The organism is Variovorax sp. GW821-FHT09B05, assembly GCF_059418265.1.
In genome coordinates this window covers 32049-49013 of the sequence record NZ_JBWKPN010000006.1, presented here as the reverse complement: position 1 = coordinate 49013, position 16965 = coordinate 32049, and the positions used below count along the sequence as shown (strand labels likewise).

General features: G+C 68.7%; 15 protein-coding genes. 10 read left to right on the top strand and 5 right to left on the bottom strand.

Features of this window, described 5'->3' with window-relative positions; genetic code table 11:
* Positions 1-4 precede the first annotated feature (4 nt).
* The gene (locus AC07RM_RS16975; protein WP_093349113.1) at positions 5-646 is read left to right on the top strand and encodes a DUF3299 domain-containing protein; all 642 of its coding nucleotides are present in this window, start codon (positions 5-7) and stop codon (positions 644-646) included.
* A gap of 219 nt (positions 647-865) precedes the next feature.
* A complete protein-coding gene (locus tag AC07RM_RS16970; RefSeq protein ID WP_495335276.1) occupies positions 866-3106 on the top strand; it encodes a DUF3300 domain-containing protein in 2241 nt (746 codons plus the stop codon).
* A 105-nt stretch (positions 3107-3211) separates the two neighbouring features.
* Here the strand turns inward: AC07RM_RS16970 and AC07RM_RS16965 are convergent, their stop codons facing one another.
* Positions 3212-4486 (bottom strand): M20/M25/M40 family metallo-hydrolase, encoded by a 1275-nt coding sequence (locus AC07RM_RS16965; protein WP_261208022.1) that lies wholly within the window; start codon positions 4484-4486, stop codon positions 3212-3214.
* Between the two features lie 226 nt (positions 4487-4712).
* On the opposite strand from AC07RM_RS16965, the gene AC07RM_RS16960 reads away from it, so the two are divergent.
* The 4 genes from AC07RM_RS16960 to AC07RM_RS16945 all read left to right on the top strand — a co-directional run bounded on the left by AC07RM_RS16960 (position 4713) and on the right by AC07RM_RS16945 (position 6584).
* Entirely contained in the window at positions 4713-5054 is a 342-nt protein-coding gene (locus AC07RM_RS16960; protein ID WP_495335275.1) for a hypothetical protein, read from the top strand.
* Between the two features lie 76 nt (positions 5055-5130).
* Positions 5131-5889, top strand: coding sequence for a hypothetical protein (locus AC07RM_RS16955; protein ID WP_495335274.1), 759 nt, complete (start codon positions 5131-5133; stop codon positions 5887-5889).
* Between the two features lie 48 nt (positions 5890-5937).
* A complete protein-coding gene (locus AC07RM_RS16950; protein WP_495335273.1) occupies positions 5938-6105 on the top strand; it encodes a hypothetical protein in 168 nt (55 codons plus the stop codon).
* Positions 6102-6584 (top strand): GNAT family N-acetyltransferase, encoded by a 483-nt coding sequence (locus AC07RM_RS16945; protein ID WP_495335272.1) that lies wholly within the window; start codon positions 6102-6104, stop codon positions 6582-6584. The genes AC07RM_RS16950 and AC07RM_RS16945 overlap by 4 nt, the downstream gene beginning before the upstream one ends.
* 169 nt (positions 6585-6753) lie before the next feature.
* Here AC07RM_RS16945 and AC07RM_RS16940 read toward each other — a convergent pair whose 3' ends face one another.
* From AC07RM_RS16940 to AC07RM_RS16930, 3 genes are read right to left on the bottom strand one after another with little or no spacing between them, the layout of a single operon-like run.
* Positions 6754-9048 carry a xanthine dehydrogenase family protein molybdopterin-binding subunit gene (locus AC07RM_RS16940; RefSeq protein ID WP_495335271.1) on the bottom strand — a complete coding sequence of 765 codons (2295 nt, stop codon included), beginning with the start codon at positions 9046-9048 and terminating at the stop codon, positions 6754-6756.
* Positions 9045-9530: a (2Fe-2S)-binding protein gene (locus AC07RM_RS16935; protein ID WP_495335270.1), complete on the bottom strand. Its 486-nt coding sequence runs from the start codon at positions 9528-9530 to the stop codon at positions 9045-9047. Before AC07RM_RS16935 ends, AC07RM_RS16940 begins: the two co-directional genes overlap by 4 nt.
* The gene (locus AC07RM_RS16930; protein WP_495335269.1) at positions 9527-10846 is read right to left on the bottom strand and encodes a c-type cytochrome; all 1320 of its coding nucleotides are present in this window, start codon (positions 10844-10846) and stop codon (positions 9527-9529) included. The genes AC07RM_RS16935 and AC07RM_RS16930 overlap by 4 nt, the downstream gene beginning before the upstream one ends.
* A 272-nt stretch (positions 10847-11118) precedes the next feature.
* Here AC07RM_RS16930 and AC07RM_RS16925 point away from each other — a divergent pair, with 272 nt between their 5' ends.
* Positions 11119-11553, top strand: a complete 435-nt coding sequence (locus tag AC07RM_RS16925) for a hypothetical protein (protein ID WP_398500165.1) — start codon at positions 11119-11121, stop codon at positions 11551-11553.
* A gap of 100 nt (positions 11554-11653) precedes the next feature.
* Here the strand turns inward: AC07RM_RS16925 and AC07RM_RS16920 are convergent, their stop codons facing one another.
* Positions 11654-12364 (bottom strand): helix-turn-helix domain-containing protein, encoded by a 711-nt coding sequence (locus AC07RM_RS16920; protein ID WP_208508816.1) that lies wholly within the window; start codon positions 12362-12364, stop codon positions 11654-11656.
* A gap of 247 nt (positions 12365-12611) precedes the next feature.
* Here AC07RM_RS16920 and AC07RM_RS16915 point away from each other — a divergent pair, with 247 nt between their 5' ends.
* The 3 genes from AC07RM_RS16915 to AC07RM_RS16905 all read left to right on the top strand — a co-directional run bounded on the left by AC07RM_RS16915 (position 12612) and on the right by AC07RM_RS16905 (position 16937).
* On the top strand, positions 12612-13778 hold the full coding sequence (locus tag AC07RM_RS16915) for an NAD(P)/FAD-dependent oxidoreductase (protein WP_495335268.1): 1167 nt from the start codon (positions 12612-12614) through the stop codon (positions 13776-13778).
* Positions 13779-13837: 59 nt separating this feature from the next.
* Positions 13838-15289 carry a M81 family metallopeptidase gene (locus tag AC07RM_RS16910; RefSeq protein WP_495335267.1) on the top strand — a complete coding sequence of 484 codons (1452 nt, stop codon included), beginning with the start codon at positions 13838-13840 and terminating at the stop codon, positions 15287-15289.
* Positions 15290-15350: 61 nt separating this feature from the next.
* Complete coding sequence (locus AC07RM_RS16905; RefSeq protein ID WP_495335266.1) at positions 15351-16937, top strand: ABC transporter substrate-binding protein; 1587 nt, start codon at positions 15351-15353, stop codon at positions 16935-16937.
* The last annotated feature ends 28 nt before the right edge of the window (positions 16938-16965 follow it).

Here is a 16965-nt window from a genome sequence, read left to right as displayed (position 1 = left end):
TCCCATGCGCCACGCAAAGACTCTCCATCCCGCCGTCCAGGCCTCGAAGCGCTTCGCCCTGCTGATGGCCGGCGCCAGCCTCGCGGCCGCCGCCTGGGCCGCCGAGCCCGCGCCCAAGGACACCACCGCCACCAACCCACTCGGCGGCAAGGCCGCCCCCGCGGCCACCGCCAAGGCCCCGGCCGGCCAGCCGCGCCAGATCACCTGGGAGGAACTCGTGCCCAAGGACTGGGACCCGTCGAAGGAGTTCAAGGGCATGGACCTCAGCGCCCTCGACGACGGCGACCCGCGCGCCAACGAGCTGCTGATGAAGATGCAGGAGGTGTCGAACAACGCGCCGACCAATCCCGCGATGAACGGCGTGGAGGTGAAGATCCCCGGCTTCATCGTGCCGCTCGAGGAAGCCAAGGGCGAGGTCACCGAGTTCCTGCTCGTGCCCTACTTCGGCGCCTGCATCCACACCCCGCCGCCGCCGGCCAACCAGATCCTGCACGTGGTGCCGCAGAAGGGCGCCAAGTTCCGCGCCATGGACACCGTGTGGGTCACGGGCAAGCTGCAGACCCTGCGCAACGATTCGATGATGGGCGTGAGCGGCTACCACGTGAGCGCGAGCAGCGTCACCAAGTACACCGGCGGCGCGAAGTAGCCGCCAGCCGCATGCCGCGGCACTGACCGCGAGCTGACTGGGAGCAAGGGGCCGGCATTCACCGGCCCTTCACCTTTCTTGACAGGCCTGTTCCTACCCGGCCAGCGCCCGGCAGACGACACAGCCCGTTGCATCCTCGGGCCATGCTTCGTCATCGCTCGAGTTGCGGCACCCGTTCTGTACGAGCGGGTGCTCCAACAGCGCCCCAGGAAGGCCAGGATGATCCCCTCCAATCACACCCCCCTCGCGCGTGCACTCACGCTGTCGCTGTGCACCGCAGCATTGGTGCTCGCGGGCTGCGACAAGTCCGAGACCCCCGCCGCGCAGAATGCCGCCGCACCCGCGCCCCAGGCCGCGGCCTCCGTGCCCGCCGCCGCGGCACCGGCCCCCGCGGCCCCCATGCCGGTGGCCTACGTGCCACCCGCGGCCGAGGAGCTCTACCAGATGGTCGCGCCCATCGCGCTGTACCCCGACAAGCTCGTGGCGCAGGTGCTGGCCGGCGCCACCTATCCCGAGCAGATCACCGCCGCGCAGGACTGGCTCAAGCAGAACCCCACGCTCAAGGCCGGCGCGCTCGCAGATGCCGTCAACCAGCAGCCCTGGGACCCGAGCGTCAAGTCGCTGACCGCCTTCCGCAACGTGATGGACCAGATGGCCGGCAACCTGCCCTGGACCGAGGCACTGGGCAAGGCCTACTACAACGACCCGGCCGACGTGATGAACGCCATCCAGGTCATGCGCCAGCGCGCCTCCAAGGCCGGCCGACTCAAGAACAACGACAAGCTCAAGGTCGCGACCGCCGCGGCGCCGGCCAACTACACGCCCGCGCCCGACCCGCAGGGTGCCTATGCGGGCCCGCTCATCGTCGAGCCGCCGCAGCAGCTCATCACCATCCAGCAGGCGCAGCCCGACGTGGTCTACGTGCCCAGCTACAACCCGCAGCAGATCTACGGCGAACCCGTGGCCGCCTACCCCGGCTATGCCTACACGCCCCCGCCGCAGCCCGTGTACGTCGACCGCGGCTACAGCGGCGCCCAGGTCGCCACGGCCGGCGTGCTGGCCTTCGGTGCCGGCGTGGTCGTGGCCTCGGCGCTCGAGCGCCATGGCTGGGGCTGGAACTCCTGGAACGTGAACTGGGGCCGTCCGCGCGATCGCGACTATCAGCGCGCCGCGCCGCCGCCGCCGGCCTATCGCCCGGCCGTGGTCTACAACAACAACACCTACGTCTCGCGCTCGACCACCGTCGTCAACAACGTCTACAACAACAACGGCGGCGGCCGCGACCGTGACCGCCCGCGCGGCGATGCGGGCGTGGCCGCCTGGCAGGCCGCGCATCCGGGGCAGTCGCCCAACTTCGCGATGCAGCAGCAGCAGGCCCAGCAACAGCAGGCCGCCGCGCTGCTCGCGCAGCAGCAACAGGCGCGCCAGCTGCAGATGCAGCAACAGCAGCAGCAACACGCGCAGCAGTTGCAGAGCCAGCAGCAGGCGCAGCAACAAGCCCAGCAGCAGGCCCTGGCGCGCCAACAGCAGATGCAGCAGCAGGCGCATCAACAACAGGCGCAACAACAGGCTCAGCAGGACCAGGCGCGACGCCAGCAGTTGATGACGCAACAGCAGACGCGCGAGCAGCAAGCCCAGCAGGCCCAGGCCGCACGCCAGCAGGCGCAGCAGCAGCAAGCGCAGCAGGAGCAGGCTCGTCGCCAGCAGCAACTGGCCCAGAACCAGGCCGGCCAGCAGCAGGCGCAACAGGAACAGGCGCGCCGCCAACAACAACAGCAGCAACAGCAAGCGCAGGAACAGGCGCGACGCCAGCAACAGCAGGCTCAGCAAGACCAGGGCCGCAGGCAGCAGCAACAACAGCAGGCGCAGCAGGAACAGGTCCGTCGCCAACAAGAGCAGCAACAGCAAGCCCAGCAGAACCAGGCCCGCCAACAGCAGCAAGCGCAGCAGGAGCAGGCACGCCGCCAGCAGATGCAACAGCAGCAGGTCGCGCAGAACCAGGCACGGCAGCAACAGCAGCAGGCCGCCCAGCAGGCACAGCAGCAGGAACAGGCGCGGCGCCAGCAGATGCAGCAACAACAGCAGCAGCAACAACAGGCCGCGCAACGCCAGCAACAGCAGGCCCAGCAGCAACAGGAGCAGATCCGTCGCCAGCAGCAGCAAGCGCAACAGGCCCAGCAACAAGCCCAGCAGCAGGCCATGCAGCGGCAACAGCAGCAGGCTCAACAGGCGCAGCAGCAAGCCATGCAACGCCAGCAGCAACAGGCCCAGCAAGCCCAGCAGCAGGCGATGCAGCGCCAACAGCAGCAGGCCCAACAGGCTCAGCAGCAGGCCGCGCAGCGCCAGCAGCAACAGGCCCAGCAGATGCAGCAACGGCAGGCACAAGCTCAAGCGCAGGCCCAGGCTCAAGCCCAGGCCGCGCACCGCAACCGCCCACCCGGCGATCAGCGTCCGCAGTGACGGCAGGCGCCGCGGGGCGCCAGCCGATCAAAGCCTTCAGCCCCCAGCAAAAAGGCGCATGCGAGTCCTTCGCATGCGCCTTTTTCATGGCGGGTGCGGCGTGCTTCAGCGGCCCTTGCCGATCTCCGTCAGCAGCCGCGTCACCAGGTACAGCCGCGGCACGATCGAGTCGACCTCGATGTACTCGTCGCGCGCGTGGTAGCCGAAGCCCGCGAGGCCGAAGCTCTCGACCACCGTCGCCTTGCCCGAGCGCCCCGCGTAGCCCGCGTCGGTGCCGCCGCCGGTCATCGGCGTGAGCGCGAGTTCGCGGTCGATCTCCTTGTAGATCGCCTGCGCCTTCTCGGCCAGCGCACGGCCCTTCTCGCCCGCCACGAAGGCCGGGCGGCCCACCTCCACCTTCACCGTCGTCTCGGTATCGGGAATCAGCTTGCCGCTCGCGATCTTCGCCTGCAGCGCCGCGTCGAGCTTCTTCTCCGCGCCGGGCTCGGTGATGCGCACGTCGCCGAGCGCCTGCGCCTTCTCGGTGATCTGGTTGATCGGGCCCACCGCGCGCGCCACCGTCCAGTTGAGCGTCACGCCCGGGATGTCCTTCGCGAGATCCTTGGTCTGCAGCATCTGGTACGAGAGTTCGTACAGCGCGTTGCGGCCCAGCTCGGGCGCCGCGCCCGCGTGCGAGGCGCGGCCCTTCACCTCGAGCGTGGCCTGCGCGATGCCGGCCGCGCCGAGCAGCAGCGATTCGCCCTTCACCACCGACTTCGCCGCCGTCGGCTCGAACGACAGCACCGTGTCGTGCAGGTCGGCCGTGGTCGCGATCAGCTCGCCCGAACCGACCGAGCCCACTTCCTCGTCGGGATTCATCAGCACCGTGAGCGTGTCGTAGTCGCGCCAGCCCGCGTCGGCCAGGATCTTGAGCGAGGCCATCATCACCGCGAGCCCGCCCTTGTCGTCCGCGATGCCGGGCCCGTAGATGCGGTTGCCGTCGACCTTGTAGGGCTGCGAGTTCAGGATGCCGGGCTGGTAGACCGTGTCCATGTGGCCCTGCAGCATGATCTTGCGCTTGCCGTTGCCCTTCATCGTGCCGATCACGATGTCGGCCCCCGCCCCGGCCGTCGCCTTGCGCCGCTCGACCTTGAAGCCGGCCGCCTTGAGCCGCCCTTCCACCACGTCGGCCATCTTCATCAGCCCGTCGACGTTGAGGCTGCCCGACTCGATCAGCACCATCTCCTTGAGGTTCTCGATCACGGCCGGCTGCGCCTTCTCGGCCGCGGCGAGCAGCTTGGCGTCGGGGGCGGCATGGGCGGCGGTCGCGGCGCCGAGGGCGAAGGTACAGGCCAGCGCGATGGAGCGCAGCGAGAAGATGGGTGAGGAAGGTTGAGTCATGAGGGTCCCCTTTTCTTGAAGTGAATGGCGAGCGGAAGGATAGCGAGGCGGGGTGGGATGGGGAGCAAATGGGCGACAGGGTCACCGGTCGGCTCAAGCAATGTTGCGCCGCCGGACACGAAACTTGACGACCCTCGCCGCGACCACCTACAGTGCCCTCGCCTCGTGTGAACGAGGCCGGGTTTGGCGGCCTGAAGACATCCTGCGATTCACTTTGGAGGCCCACATGGCCAAAGACTTCGATGCAGGCACCGACGCCGGTGATTCGGGGGCACGCCCCGTCTCTCAGTTCAAACCCTTCGAATGGGTTCCTCCGCAGGGACTCGATCCCAGCCGACGACACCAGGCCGCTTTCTTGAACGATGCGCGCGACGTGGTGCAAGGCGCGCAGTTGCTGGTTCAACTGCTGCAGTGGGATGAAGAGCGGCACGATGCTGCGTCATCCGATACCGACCCCGGCCCTGTGCTCGACGCGTGCCAGCGCAGCTCGCTACAGCGCTTCGTTGCGGTGTCGCTGGGCTTGCTTCATGCGCGGATCGAGGCGCAGTGCGAGGCGATGAGGAAGTAGCGCACGAGGTGGGTCGAACGGCATCGGCAATACTCGGCCGATCGACTGCACGAATCCTCGAGGACTCACAAGACCCATGCGCGCACTCGCCTTGAATCTTCTTCTTGCACTGGCACTGTCCCTCGCATATGCCGCCAACGATGCCGACACCGTCGGCACCTACCTCACCCCGGGCATGGAACGCGAAGAACTCGCGCAACGGTTCAGCGGGCGCAATGCGATCGTAATCGCCTCCGTGACGACGCACATCGAGCCCATGTGCAACCCCGACAGCCTGCCACCCAAGGGATCGCGCATTCAGGAACTCACCTTCTTCGACGATCACGGGAAAACGCTGCGAATCCGCATTCCCAGGACCGATGCCGAATGGGCCGCCAAGGCGGCAGCCCAACCGACGATACCCAGGCAGACGGCATACACGTATTTGCCGGTGGCCTACGTCATTCCCAGCGGCCGCTATACCCTGCAGAGCCACACCATCGAAGCCGGGATGACCGCTCGCCGCGCACCGGCGAGCGGCTGGAGCGATGGCTACCCGGAAGTCGTGCCTGCGGACGGATTGGCGGAAAACAGAGTCTTCGTGGCGGAAGCTGGCAAGCCTGTCTATATCGGGCACTTCCATCAGGCCTGTGGCATCGGGTCCAAATCAGTGCCACCCATGTATGCCGATGGGATGTATGAGAAAAGCGGCGCCACCGGAGTCGTGGATTCGCGCTACCCGAGCCTGGAGGAAGTCGTGAATCAGCGCTACCCGAGCCTGGATCTGGCGCAGCTGGTTCGTCGTCCCATTCGGCAGGGGCCGTCTCTGGGGATGGAGCCGCGTCGTGGGAAGTAAGTGGCCTGGGTCCCCGCATCCCATGCGGCCGACAACGCCCCCGGCGTCATGAAGCTCGTTTTCATCGACGGGCCTGCCGCCTTCGGCAAGCCAAGGATCGCGCGAGAGCTTGGCCGCACCCTTGCTGCGGTTCTCGGGCCTTCGGCGGCCGCGCACGATATCTTCGAAACGTCGGGCTTTCCTGCTTCCGGTGTGGATGGAAGTTTCGCGGCATGACCACCGCGACCCGTCCGCTCATCCGTCCGGCGACCATCGCCGATGTAGACGCCATGTTCAACGTCAGAACGACGGTGCGAGAGAACGCGATGACCATCGAGGAACTCGCCGGGATTGGCGTGACACCGGCAGCCATCGCCCAGGCCGTCGAAAGCGCGGCTTGCGCCTGGGTCGGCGAAGTTCAGGGCGATGTCGTCGGCTTCGCGATGGTGGATCTCGAAACGGCCTGCCTGTTCGCCGTGTTCGTGTTGCCGGAGTTCGAGGGCCAAGGCATCGGGAAGCGCCTCATCCAGGTCTGCGAAGCTGCCTTGTTCGACCTGCATCCTGTCGTTTGGCTCGAGACGGCAAGAAGCAGCCGTGCTGCCTGCGTCTATCGGCATCTCGGCTGGGGACGCGAGCAAGACCTGGGGGATGGTGACGTTCGGCTGGAGAAACGACGTTCGGGCGAACCCGATCCGAGGATCACTCTTTCCGGATGACTGCTTTCGACAAGAAGCGAACATCTCCGCGCCCCTCGGAATTGCCGCCATATCGGCCGTTCGAATCCTCCGTCCAGCTTCACGAACCACTATCGCTTGGTTGCGCTCGTCATCAACCCACCGATCGACCTCTGCCGGCGCGCGGCGCCCGCCGCCAAGCTCCACGGCCTCAGCCCTGGTTGTATTCCTTGAGCCTCCGCCCCGCCGCCAACGGCAACCCCCGCAACCTCCGCCCCGTAGCATCCGCAATCGCATTCCCCAACGCCGCAGGCGCCGGCCCCTGCGATGCCTCGCCGGTCCCCAGAAACGGCGCCCCGGGCCGATCGATGATGTGCACCTCCACCTTCCGCGGCACGTCCGAGAACCGCATGATCGGATAGCGGCTCCAGTCGTAGCTGCGGATGCGCTGGGCGTCGTACTGCACCTGCTCGTACAGGGTCCAGCTGGCCGACTGCAGGATGCCGCCCTCCACCTGGTTGCGCACGCCGTCGGGGTTGACCACCTGGCCGCAGTCGATGGCCGCGATGGCGCGCTCGATGCGGATCTCACCGGTCTCCGGCACGATCGACACCTCGACCGCGAGCGCGAGGTAGCTCATGAGGTTCTTGTACTGGGCGAATGAGAAGCCCACGCCGCGGTTCGGCACGCGCTTGCGCCTGGGGTCCCAGCCGAACTTCTTCGCCGCGAGCTGTACCACGTCGCGCCCGCGCGGGTCGTCGAGGTGGCGCAGCCGAAACTCGACCGGATCGGCGCCCGCGGCGGCGGCCAGCTCGTCCATGAAGCTCTCGATGGTGAAGACGTTCATGTACGCGCCGAGGCCGCGCATGGCCGATACGCGCACGGGCATGTCGGGCAGGAAGTGGTGCTCGACGTTGTAGTTGGCGAAGTTGTACAGCGGCAGGCTGTTGCGGTCGCCTCCGCCCTCGGGCATGGGAATGGGCTTGGGCGGCGCCGGCGTGAAGGGCTTCGCGAGGTACTGCGCGGAGATGAAGCGCCCGGCGTTGTCCAGGCGCTGGTTGTGCGAGTTGCTCCAGATCTCGTACTGCCAGTCGACCACGCGGCCGCTGGCGTCGAGCGAGGCCTTCACGTCGGTGACCATCGCGGGGCCGAAGGGCTCCCAGGTGAACTCGTGCTCGCGCATCCATTGCAGCCGCACCGGCCGACCCGGCACGGCGCGCGCGATCAGCGCGGCCTCGGCGCCGGCATCGTCGGCGGCGTTGTGGCCGTAGCAGCCCGAGCCTTCGACGTGCACGCAGCGGATGTCCTCGGGCTTCATCGAAAGCAGTTCCGACAGCGCGCCACGCATCGGGAACACGCCCTGCGAGTGGGTCCACACGGTGAGCTTGCCCTGCGCATCGAACTGCGCGACCGCGCACGAGGGGCCGATCGACGCATGCGCGAGGTAGGGCTTGGTGAAGCGCGCATGCAGGGTCTTGGCCGCGGGCACGGTCTCGCCATGGCGGTCGCCGACGTGGATCTCCTGCCGGGGCAGCTTCATCAACGTGTCGTGGATGGTGGCCGGCGTGGGCAGCGAAGCGCTCTCCTGCCAGCGCGCGGCCTCGGTGAGCGCGCGCATGGCCTGGATGGCCTGCCACTCGTCCTGCGCCACCACGGCCAGGAAGCTGCCGTCGCGCACCACCTTGACGACGCCCGGCATCTTCTCGACGGCCGCGCTGTCGACGCCGGTCAACACGGCGCCGTACGACGGCGGCCGCACCATGCGCGCATGCACCATGCCCGGCAAGCGCATGTCCTGCACGTAGCTCGCGCCGCCGGTGACCTTGCCCGGGATGTCGAGCCGCCGACGCGACTGGCCGATGACGCGGTGCTGCTTCGGATCGACCAGCTCGGAGCGCGGCTCGGCGCGCCGGTGCAGGTCGAGGCCGCTCACGGCCTGGCCGTAGCTCAGGGTGCGGCCATCGGGGGCGGAGATGACGCCGTCGCGCAGCTTGAGGGCATCGGCCGCCACGCCGAGCTTGCCGGCGGCCGAGCCCACCAGCAGCACGCGCACCTGCGCCGCCGCGTTGAGGATGGCGGTGCCGCTGTCGGCGGTGGAATGGCTGCCGGCCGTGTAGCCCTCGTTGGGCGTGACGGCGGTGTCGGCCGTCACCAGGTGCACCGCCTCGAAGGGCACGCTCAGCTCTTCTGCGGCGATCTGCGTGAAGGCGGTGCGGATGCCGGTGCCGAGCTCGGCCTTGCCGGTCCACGCGGTGATGCGGCCCTGCTCGTCGATGCGGATCCAGGCGTCGAGCATGGGCGTGCCGGTGAGGTCGCCCGGCAGCTTGGCGGTGCCGGCATCGAGCGCGCTGGGCGCGCCCGCCTCGGTGGCCTGCTTGCCCTGCTGGGCCAGCGCGGCGGCGCCGGGCCAGAGCGAGAAGCTCACGGTGAGCGAGCCCGCGGCCAGGAAGTGGCGTCGGCTCGGGTTGCGCAACGCGGCGTCCTGCCGCTGTGCGGGGTGGCTCATCGCGATGCTCCTTGCCGCGCGGTGCCGGCCAGCGTCTTCGACGCCTCGACGATCGCGGCCACGATGCGCATGTGGGTACCGCAGCGGCAGAGGTTGGGCTGCATGTGCTGGCGGATCTCTTCCTCGTCGGCGCCCGGGCGCTCGTCGAGCAGCGCCTGCGCGCGCATTACCATGCCGGCGATGCAGTAACCGCACTGGGCCGACTGCTGCTCGATGAAGGCCTGCTGGATCGGCGCCGGCTTGTCGGCGCTGCCCAGGCCCTCGATGGTGCGCACCGCGCGCTTGCCCACCGCCGACACCGGCGTCAGGCACGAGAACACGGGGCGCTTGTCGACGATCACGGTGCAGGCGCCGCACTGGCCGAGGCCGCAGCCGTACTTGGCGCCATTGAGCTTGAGGTGGTTGCGCAGTGCGTACAGCAGCGGCATGGAGGGATCGATGTCGAGCGCGTGGTCGACGCCGTTGACGGTGAGCGTGATCATTTCGGCAGTGCCTCCTTCTCCTTGCGGACCTTCGCAACCTCGTTCTGCAGATCGGGCCAGGCCGGGCGCTGCGTGGCGCTGGCGCGCACGTAGCGCAGCACCTCGGCGATCTGCTCGTCGCTCAGCACATCGGCAAATGGCGGCATGTAGTGCGCCGATGCCGAACCGCCCCACGGGTTGCCGCCCAGCACCAGGTTGATGGCGTTGCGCGCGCTGTCGGCATTGACTGCGGTGCTCAGGCCGAGCGCGGGCCGGTCGCCGATGGTGCGCATGGGCGCCGCGCCGCCGTGGCAGCCGGCGCACGAGCCGTTGAACAGCGCGGCACCGGCATCGACGCGCTGGCCCGCGGGCACGGCCGCGGCGGCGACCGAGGCGGACGCCGCCGCCTTGGCCGGCTCGGCCTGCGCCGCGGCAGGGGCCCCGGGCTGCAGTCCCATGATGTAGGTCGCGATCGCGCGCACGTCCGACTCGGGCACGTCGGCCAGGTGCTGCGTCACCGGCAGCATCGGCCCCGCGGCCGCGCCGTGTTCGCTCGCGAGGCCGGTGCGCAGGTAGGACACGAGCTGTTCCTTCGTCCACGGCCTGGGCGCGCTGGCCAGCGCGTTCAGCGGCGGCGCTTCCCAGCCGTCGATGAGGTTGCCCGCGAAGGGCTGGCTGCTCTTCTCGGCGCCGAGCAGGTTCATCGGCGTGTGGCAGGCCGCGCAGTGCGCCGCGCCCTCCACCAGATAGCGGCCACGCAGCCATTCGTCGGACTGCGCCGTGCCGGGCGCGGGCAGCGGGCCCTTCTGCAGGAACAGCAGGTTCCAGCCCGCGACCAGCGGCCTAAAGCCGAGCGGAAACGTGAGCTGGTTGGCCTTGGCCGGCGCATGCACCGGCGTGCGCGCCATCAGGTACGCATAGAGCGCGCCGATGTCGTCGTCCGACATGCGCGTGAAGTGCGGATAGGGAAAGGCCGGGTACAGCAGGTGCCCGTCGCGCGACACGCCGGCGCGCATGGCGCGCGTGAAGGCCTCGAGCGACCAGCTGCCGATGCCGGTCTCGGCATCGGGCGTGATGTTGGTGCTGAAGATCGTGCCGAAGGGCGTGTTGAGCGGCAGGCCGCCCGCGAAGGGTTTGCCGTTGGCGGCCGTGTGGCACACCATGCAGTCGCCCGTGCTGGCCACGTGCGAGCCTCGCACCAGCAGCGCCTGGTCGCCGCCGGGCGGCGGTGGCGCGGGCAAGGCCGCGATGGCCGGCTCCCACGCATAGGCAAAGGCCGCGCCAACGGCAGCAGCCGCGACGACCAGCAGCGTCGCGATCTTGTTTCTCGTGTTCATTCGTCCATCCTGCCCGGCCGGGTTTGCGTACGGCGCATCGCTTCATCGTGGGCGGCGCGGATGCTACGCGGCAAGAATTAGATGGGAGTTCGACTGCGGAGATACCCGAGTCGAATGCTGGTCGGCGCAGAGGCGTGCGGGGCGGCAATGCGCGGGAAGCTGTAGGCCTGGATGACCGGCCAACGTACCGATCCGATCCGAGGTTCGACACGAAGTGGTTCGCACCGAGTGAATTTCCACGACACTTTGCCGGATCAAATCACGGAGGTCCCATGGCTGTACTGATCGCCGCTGAAAACGTGGAAATAGGGTGTGCTGGTTGGGTCTATCGCACGATCTTGAGCGAGATTTCGCAGGTGCTCGCAGAACGCGGTCACGATGCACTCGCAACATGGCTCTCGGATCAAAACGCCAGCGTCCATCTCTACGGCTGCCTTGACGCTCGAACGTTCACGCCTGCCAATCAGGAGGCTTTCCTGTCCGCACTTGTGGTTGCGCAAGAGCGCAGCGAAGCCAATGGACCGACGGGCTGGCGAGATCCCACGTTCTGGCCCGGCTACTCCGACCTCTTCGCCAGCCTGGCAGGCCAGGCCAAACAGGCGGCGCAAGGGGGCCCGCCGATCTTCCGATCCAACTTGTCGGGCTTTGACGAGCACGACGACTCGCTCCGTAGTGGCCCTGGCTGGCCAGGTCAAGACGCGGACTGACTTTTGCTCCGCCCTCTGCGCGACGGGATATTCACGGCGATGGCCGATGCCCGATCTGGGGCAGATTCAACAAAGCGGTGACCAGAAGCTGGCACCACCCTCAAGCCTTGCCGGCGCGCCCAATCCTCTTCTTCGCCACCGCCTCCACGGCTTCCACCTCCGGCGCCTCCCGCGCCGACTTCATGTGCCCGCTCTCCCCGATCGTCATCCCCACGATCTTGGCCAGCTGCCGGCTCACGCTGATGTACGCATGCCCGAGCCGGCTGTCGAAATAGAGCGAATCCCCCCGCCCCAGCCGCACCACCTCGCCGTTGTCGAAGTGCACCTCGATCTCGCCCGAGAGCACATAGGCGAACTCCTCGCCCGAGTGGCGCACGAAGTCCTCGGGCCCGTGGATGCGCCGCGCGTGCACCACGCCGACGATCGGGCTCATCTGCTTGCCGGCGGCGGTGGTGCCGAGGAACTCGTAGGCGATCGATAGGCCGCGATACACCACGCCCTTGCCGGCGCGCGTGACGACGGGGCCGTCGAACTGGGCGGGCTTGACGCCGGCGCCCGCGAACATGGCGTTCATGTCCATGTCGAGCGCGCGGCCCAGGGCGGTGAAGTTCTCGTAGCCCAGCGCGAGCTGGCCGCGCTCGGCGCGCGAGATGGTGGTGATCGACACGCCCGAACGCTCGGCCAGTTGCGCCAGCGTCCAGCCGAAACGCTTGCGCGCGGTGCGCAAGCGATAACCGAAAGTGGTGCGGTCCAGCGTGGGCGCAGCCTCCTTCGGCTTCGCCGCCTGCTTGGTCCCTGTATGTGGATTCACGCTTGGCTCTCTCTTGTGATGCGCAGGATTCTGCCAGTCCATCCGCCGCCCCTCCACCGCCGGGCCGCCTCGGCCGGGCCCGGAATTTGCGTATGCGCAAATTGCAAGTACGCAAATTTCACCGCCATGGTGCAACGAACGTCCTGGGCCCCTCGCCGCGTCCTCACTCTGCACGAGACGACGTCAAAGGAACTCAGGGCTTTCGATAATTTGCGGATACGCAAATTTGTTCCTACACTGCGCCGCAATGACAACGACCGAACACACCACCGCCACCGCCGACTTCCTCGTGATCGGCGGCGGCATCGCCGGCGCCTCGGTGGCGCACTGGCTCGCGCCGCATGCCCGCGTGATCCTGCTCGAACGCGAGAACCAGCCCGGCTACCACTCCACGGGCCGCTCGGCCGCGCTCTTCATGGAGAGCTACGGCACGCCGCAGGTGCGCGCGCTCACGATGGCCAGCCGCGCCTTTCTCGAGAACCCGCCGCCGGGCTTCGCCGAGCATCCGCTGCTCACGCCGCGCGGCGCGATGATGATCGCGGGCCCGGGGCAGGAGGCGCAGCTCGAAGAGCACTGGCAGGTGCTGCAGGGCATGCCCGGCGATCCGCGCCGGCTCAGTGCCGACGAAGCATGCGCGATGGTGTCGGCGCTGCGGCCCGAGCAGGTGATCGGCGCGGTCTACGAACCCGATGCGGCCGACATGGACGTGCATGCGATCCACCAGGGCTACCTGCGCGGCATGCGGCGCGCGGGCGGGCAGCTGGTGTGCGATGCGGGCGTGACGGCCATCGAGCGCGTGGGCGACATCTGGCGCGTGCAGGCCGGCGGACGCAGCTACGAGGCACCGGTGCTGCTCAATGCGGCGGGCGCCTGGGTCGATACCGTGGCTCGACTCGCGGGCGTGCCGCCCATCGGCATCGAGCCGCGCCGGCGCTCGGCCTTCATCTTCGCGCCACCCGAGGGCGAGGCCGCGACGGCCGCGCGCTGGCCCATGGTGTTCGGCGCCGAGGAGGACTGGTACATCAAGCCCGACGCCGGCATGCTGCTCGGTTCGCCGGCCAATGCCGACCCGGTGGAGCCGCAGGACATCCAGCCCGAGGAGCTCGACATCGCGATCGCGATCGACCGCATCGAGCAGGTGACCACGCTTTCGATCCGCCGCCCCACGCGCACCTGGGCCGGCCTGCGTTCCTTCGTGGCCGACGGCGACCTGGTCGGCGGCTTCGATCCCGAGGCGCCGGGCTTCTTCTGGGTCGCGGCGCAGGGCGGCTACGGCATCCAGACCTCGGCCGCGATGGGCGAGGCCTGCGCGGCGCTGGCACGCGGGCTGCCGCTGCCCGAGCGCATCGCAGGCTTCGGGCTCACGGCCGAGATGCTCGGGCCGCAGCGGCTGCGCAGCAAGGTCGCGGCCTGAGGCGGCAACGCCCCATCTTTCCTCCTTCTTCCCTCCACCCCGAGAACAAGAGAAACCCCATGCGTGTCTTCAGTGCCTCCCTCGCCACCGAAACCAACACCTTCGCGCCCATGCCCACGGGCCTGGCCTCGTTCAAGGACCGCGGCTACTTCCCCGCCGGCAAGCATCCCGAAGCGATGACGCTGTTCTCGGGCCCGCTGTGGGCCGCGCGCATCCGCGGCAAGGAGCGCGGCTGGACGCTGTTCGAAGGCATGGTGGCCGGCGCGCAGCCCAGCGGCACGACCACGCGCCATGCCTACGAGACGCTGCGCGACGAGCTGCTGGCCGACCTGCGCGCGGTGCTGCCGGTCGACATGGTGCTGCTGGGCCTGCACGGCGCGATGGTGGCCGACGGCTACGACGACTGCGAGGGCGACCTGCTGAAGCGGGTGCGCGAGATCGTGGGCCCGAAGGTGGTGATCGGCGCCGAGCTCGATCCGCACAACCACCTCACGCCCGAGATGGTGGCCAACGCCGACCTGATGATCTCGTTCAAGGAGTACCCGCACACCGACGTGCTCGAGCGCGGCATGGAGCTGGTCGACATCTGCGCGGCGCAGGTCGAGGGCAAGGTGAAGCCGGTGGCCGCGATGGTCGACTGCGACATGATCGTGACGGTGCACACCTCGCGCCAGCCGGCGCGCGGCTTCGTCGAGCGCATGCAGTCGCTCGAGGGCAAGGACGGCGTGCTCTCGGTCTCGCTCACGCACGGCTTCTCGTGGGGCGACGTGCCCGAGATGGGCACCAAGCTGCTGGTCTACACCGACGGCGACGCGGCCAAGGCGCAGGCCCTGGCGCGCCAGCTGGCCGACGAAGTGATCGGGATGCGCGACGCGCTCACGGTCCCCTACCCCGGCATCGACGCCTCGCTCGACGCGGCGCTGGCCTTCGACGGCGGCCCGGTGGTGCTGGCCGATGGCGCCGACAACCCCGGCGGCGGCGCGGCCAGCGATTCGACCTTCATCCTGCGCCGCATGGTCGAGCGCGGCATCACCAATGCGGCGCTGGGCCCGATGTGGGACCCGATCGCGGTGCGCATCGCCTTCGACGCGGGCGTGGGCGCCAAGCTCACGATGCGCATCGGCGGCAAGATCAGTCCGCTCTCGGGCGACCCGATCGACCTCGAGTGCACGGTGAAGGCGCTGCAGCGCGACCTGGTGATGACCGGCCTGGCGGGCACGCCGGTGCTGATGGGCGACAGCGCGCTGGTGGAAGCCAACGGCATCGAGATCGTGCTGATCACGCTGCGCAACCAGGCGATGGGCACCGACCTCTTCACGCAACTGGGCTGCGACTTGGCGGCCAAGAAGATCGTGGTGGTGAAGTCCTCGCAGCACTTCTATGCCTCGTACTCGAAGGTCGCCAAGCATGTGATCTACGCGGGTGCGCCGGGCGCGGTCACGCTCGACCTCAGCACCCTGCCCTACCGCAAGGCGCGGCTGCCCAAGTGGCCGATCGGCGCCACGGCCTGACGCCTCGTTTTTTCTTTCTCCCTCGTTCCCTTCCCTTTTCCTCAGCCCACGGAGTTCCGCGATGACTTCACCACGCCGCCTTCTCGCCGCCTGTCTCGGCGGACTCGCCCTCGCCACGGCGAGCCTGCACGCGCCGGCCCAGCAGCAGCCCAAGACGCTGCGCGTGGTCGCGCATGCCGACCTGAAGATCCTCGACCCGACCTTCACCACGGCCTACATCTCGCGCAACTTCGGCTACATGGTCTACGACACGCTGTTCGCGCAGGACGCGAACGGCAAGCCGCAGCCGCAGATGGTCGAGAAGTACAGCACCTCGAAGGACGGCAAGCAGTGGAGCTTCACGCTGCGCCCGGGCCTGAAGTTCTCGGACGGCAGCGCCGTGACCTCGGCCGACGCCATCGCCTCGCTGCAGCGCTGGGCCGCGCGCGACAGCCTGGGCCGCGCGATGGTGGCCAGCGGCGCGGAATGGAAGGCGGTCGACGCCCACAGCTTCACGCTCACGCTGACCGAGCCCTTCGGCATGGTGCTCGACGGGCTGGCCAAGCCCTCGGGCTTCCCGCCGGTGATCCTGCCCGAGCGCATCGCGAAGATGCCGGCCACGGCACCGCTGACCGAGGTGGTGGGCTCGGGCCCGTTCGTCTTCAAGCGCGACGAATGGGTGCCGGGCAACAAGGCGGTGTTCGTGCGCAACACCAACTACGTGGCGCGCAGCGAGCCGCCGAGCGGCCTCTCGGGCAGCAAGAAGACCAGCTTCGACCGCGTGGAGTGGCTCTACCTGCCCGACGCCAACAGCGCGGTCGCGGCGCTCAAGCGCGGCGAGGTCGACCTGGTCGAGCAGCTGCCGCCCGACTACATCGCGCCGCTGCGCACCGACAGCAACGTCAAGATCGGCTCGGGCGGCGCCTACCAGGCCTTCCTGGTGATGAACCAGCTGCACGCACCGTTCAACGATCCGAAGGTGCGCCAGGCGCTGCTGCAGGCCGTGAGCCAGGAGCGCTTCGTCGCGGCCATGGGCTATCCGCTGGACATGCGCATGAGCTACTGCGCCACCTATTTCATCTGCGGCAGCCCGAACGAGACCGCGGCCGGCGCCGAGCCCTTCCGCAAGGCCGACGTGGCCAAGGCCAAGAAGATGCTGGCCGACGCCGGCTACAAGGGCGAGAAGGTGGTGCTGCTGGTGCCCAGCGACGTGCCCTACCTCAACGCCGAGGCGTTGATGGCCGCGCAGACCATGCGCAGCATCGGCCTGAACGTCGACGCGCAGACCATGGACTGGGCCTCGATCGGCGCGCGTCGCGCCAAGCGCGATGCGCCCGAGGCCGGCGGCTGGAACATGTACGTGACGGTGGCCGGCGAGTTCGACGCCAACTCGCCGATCGCCAACGCCTACCTGAGCGCGGCCTGCGGCAACAGCCTGCCGGGCTGGCCCTGCGACAAGAAGCTCGACGAGCTGCGCACGGCCTGGCTCAAGGAGACGGTGCCGACCAAGCGCAAGGAATTGCTCGACGCCTTCCAGTCGCGCGCCTACGAGGTCGTGCCCTACATCAACGCGGGCCAGTACTCGGCCGCGTTCGCCGCGCGCTCCAGCCTCAAGGGCGTGGACAAGCTCTGGGCCGGCATGCCGACGGTCTGGATGCTCGACAAGTAAGCCCTTCTCCCCAGCCACGAGAACCTCG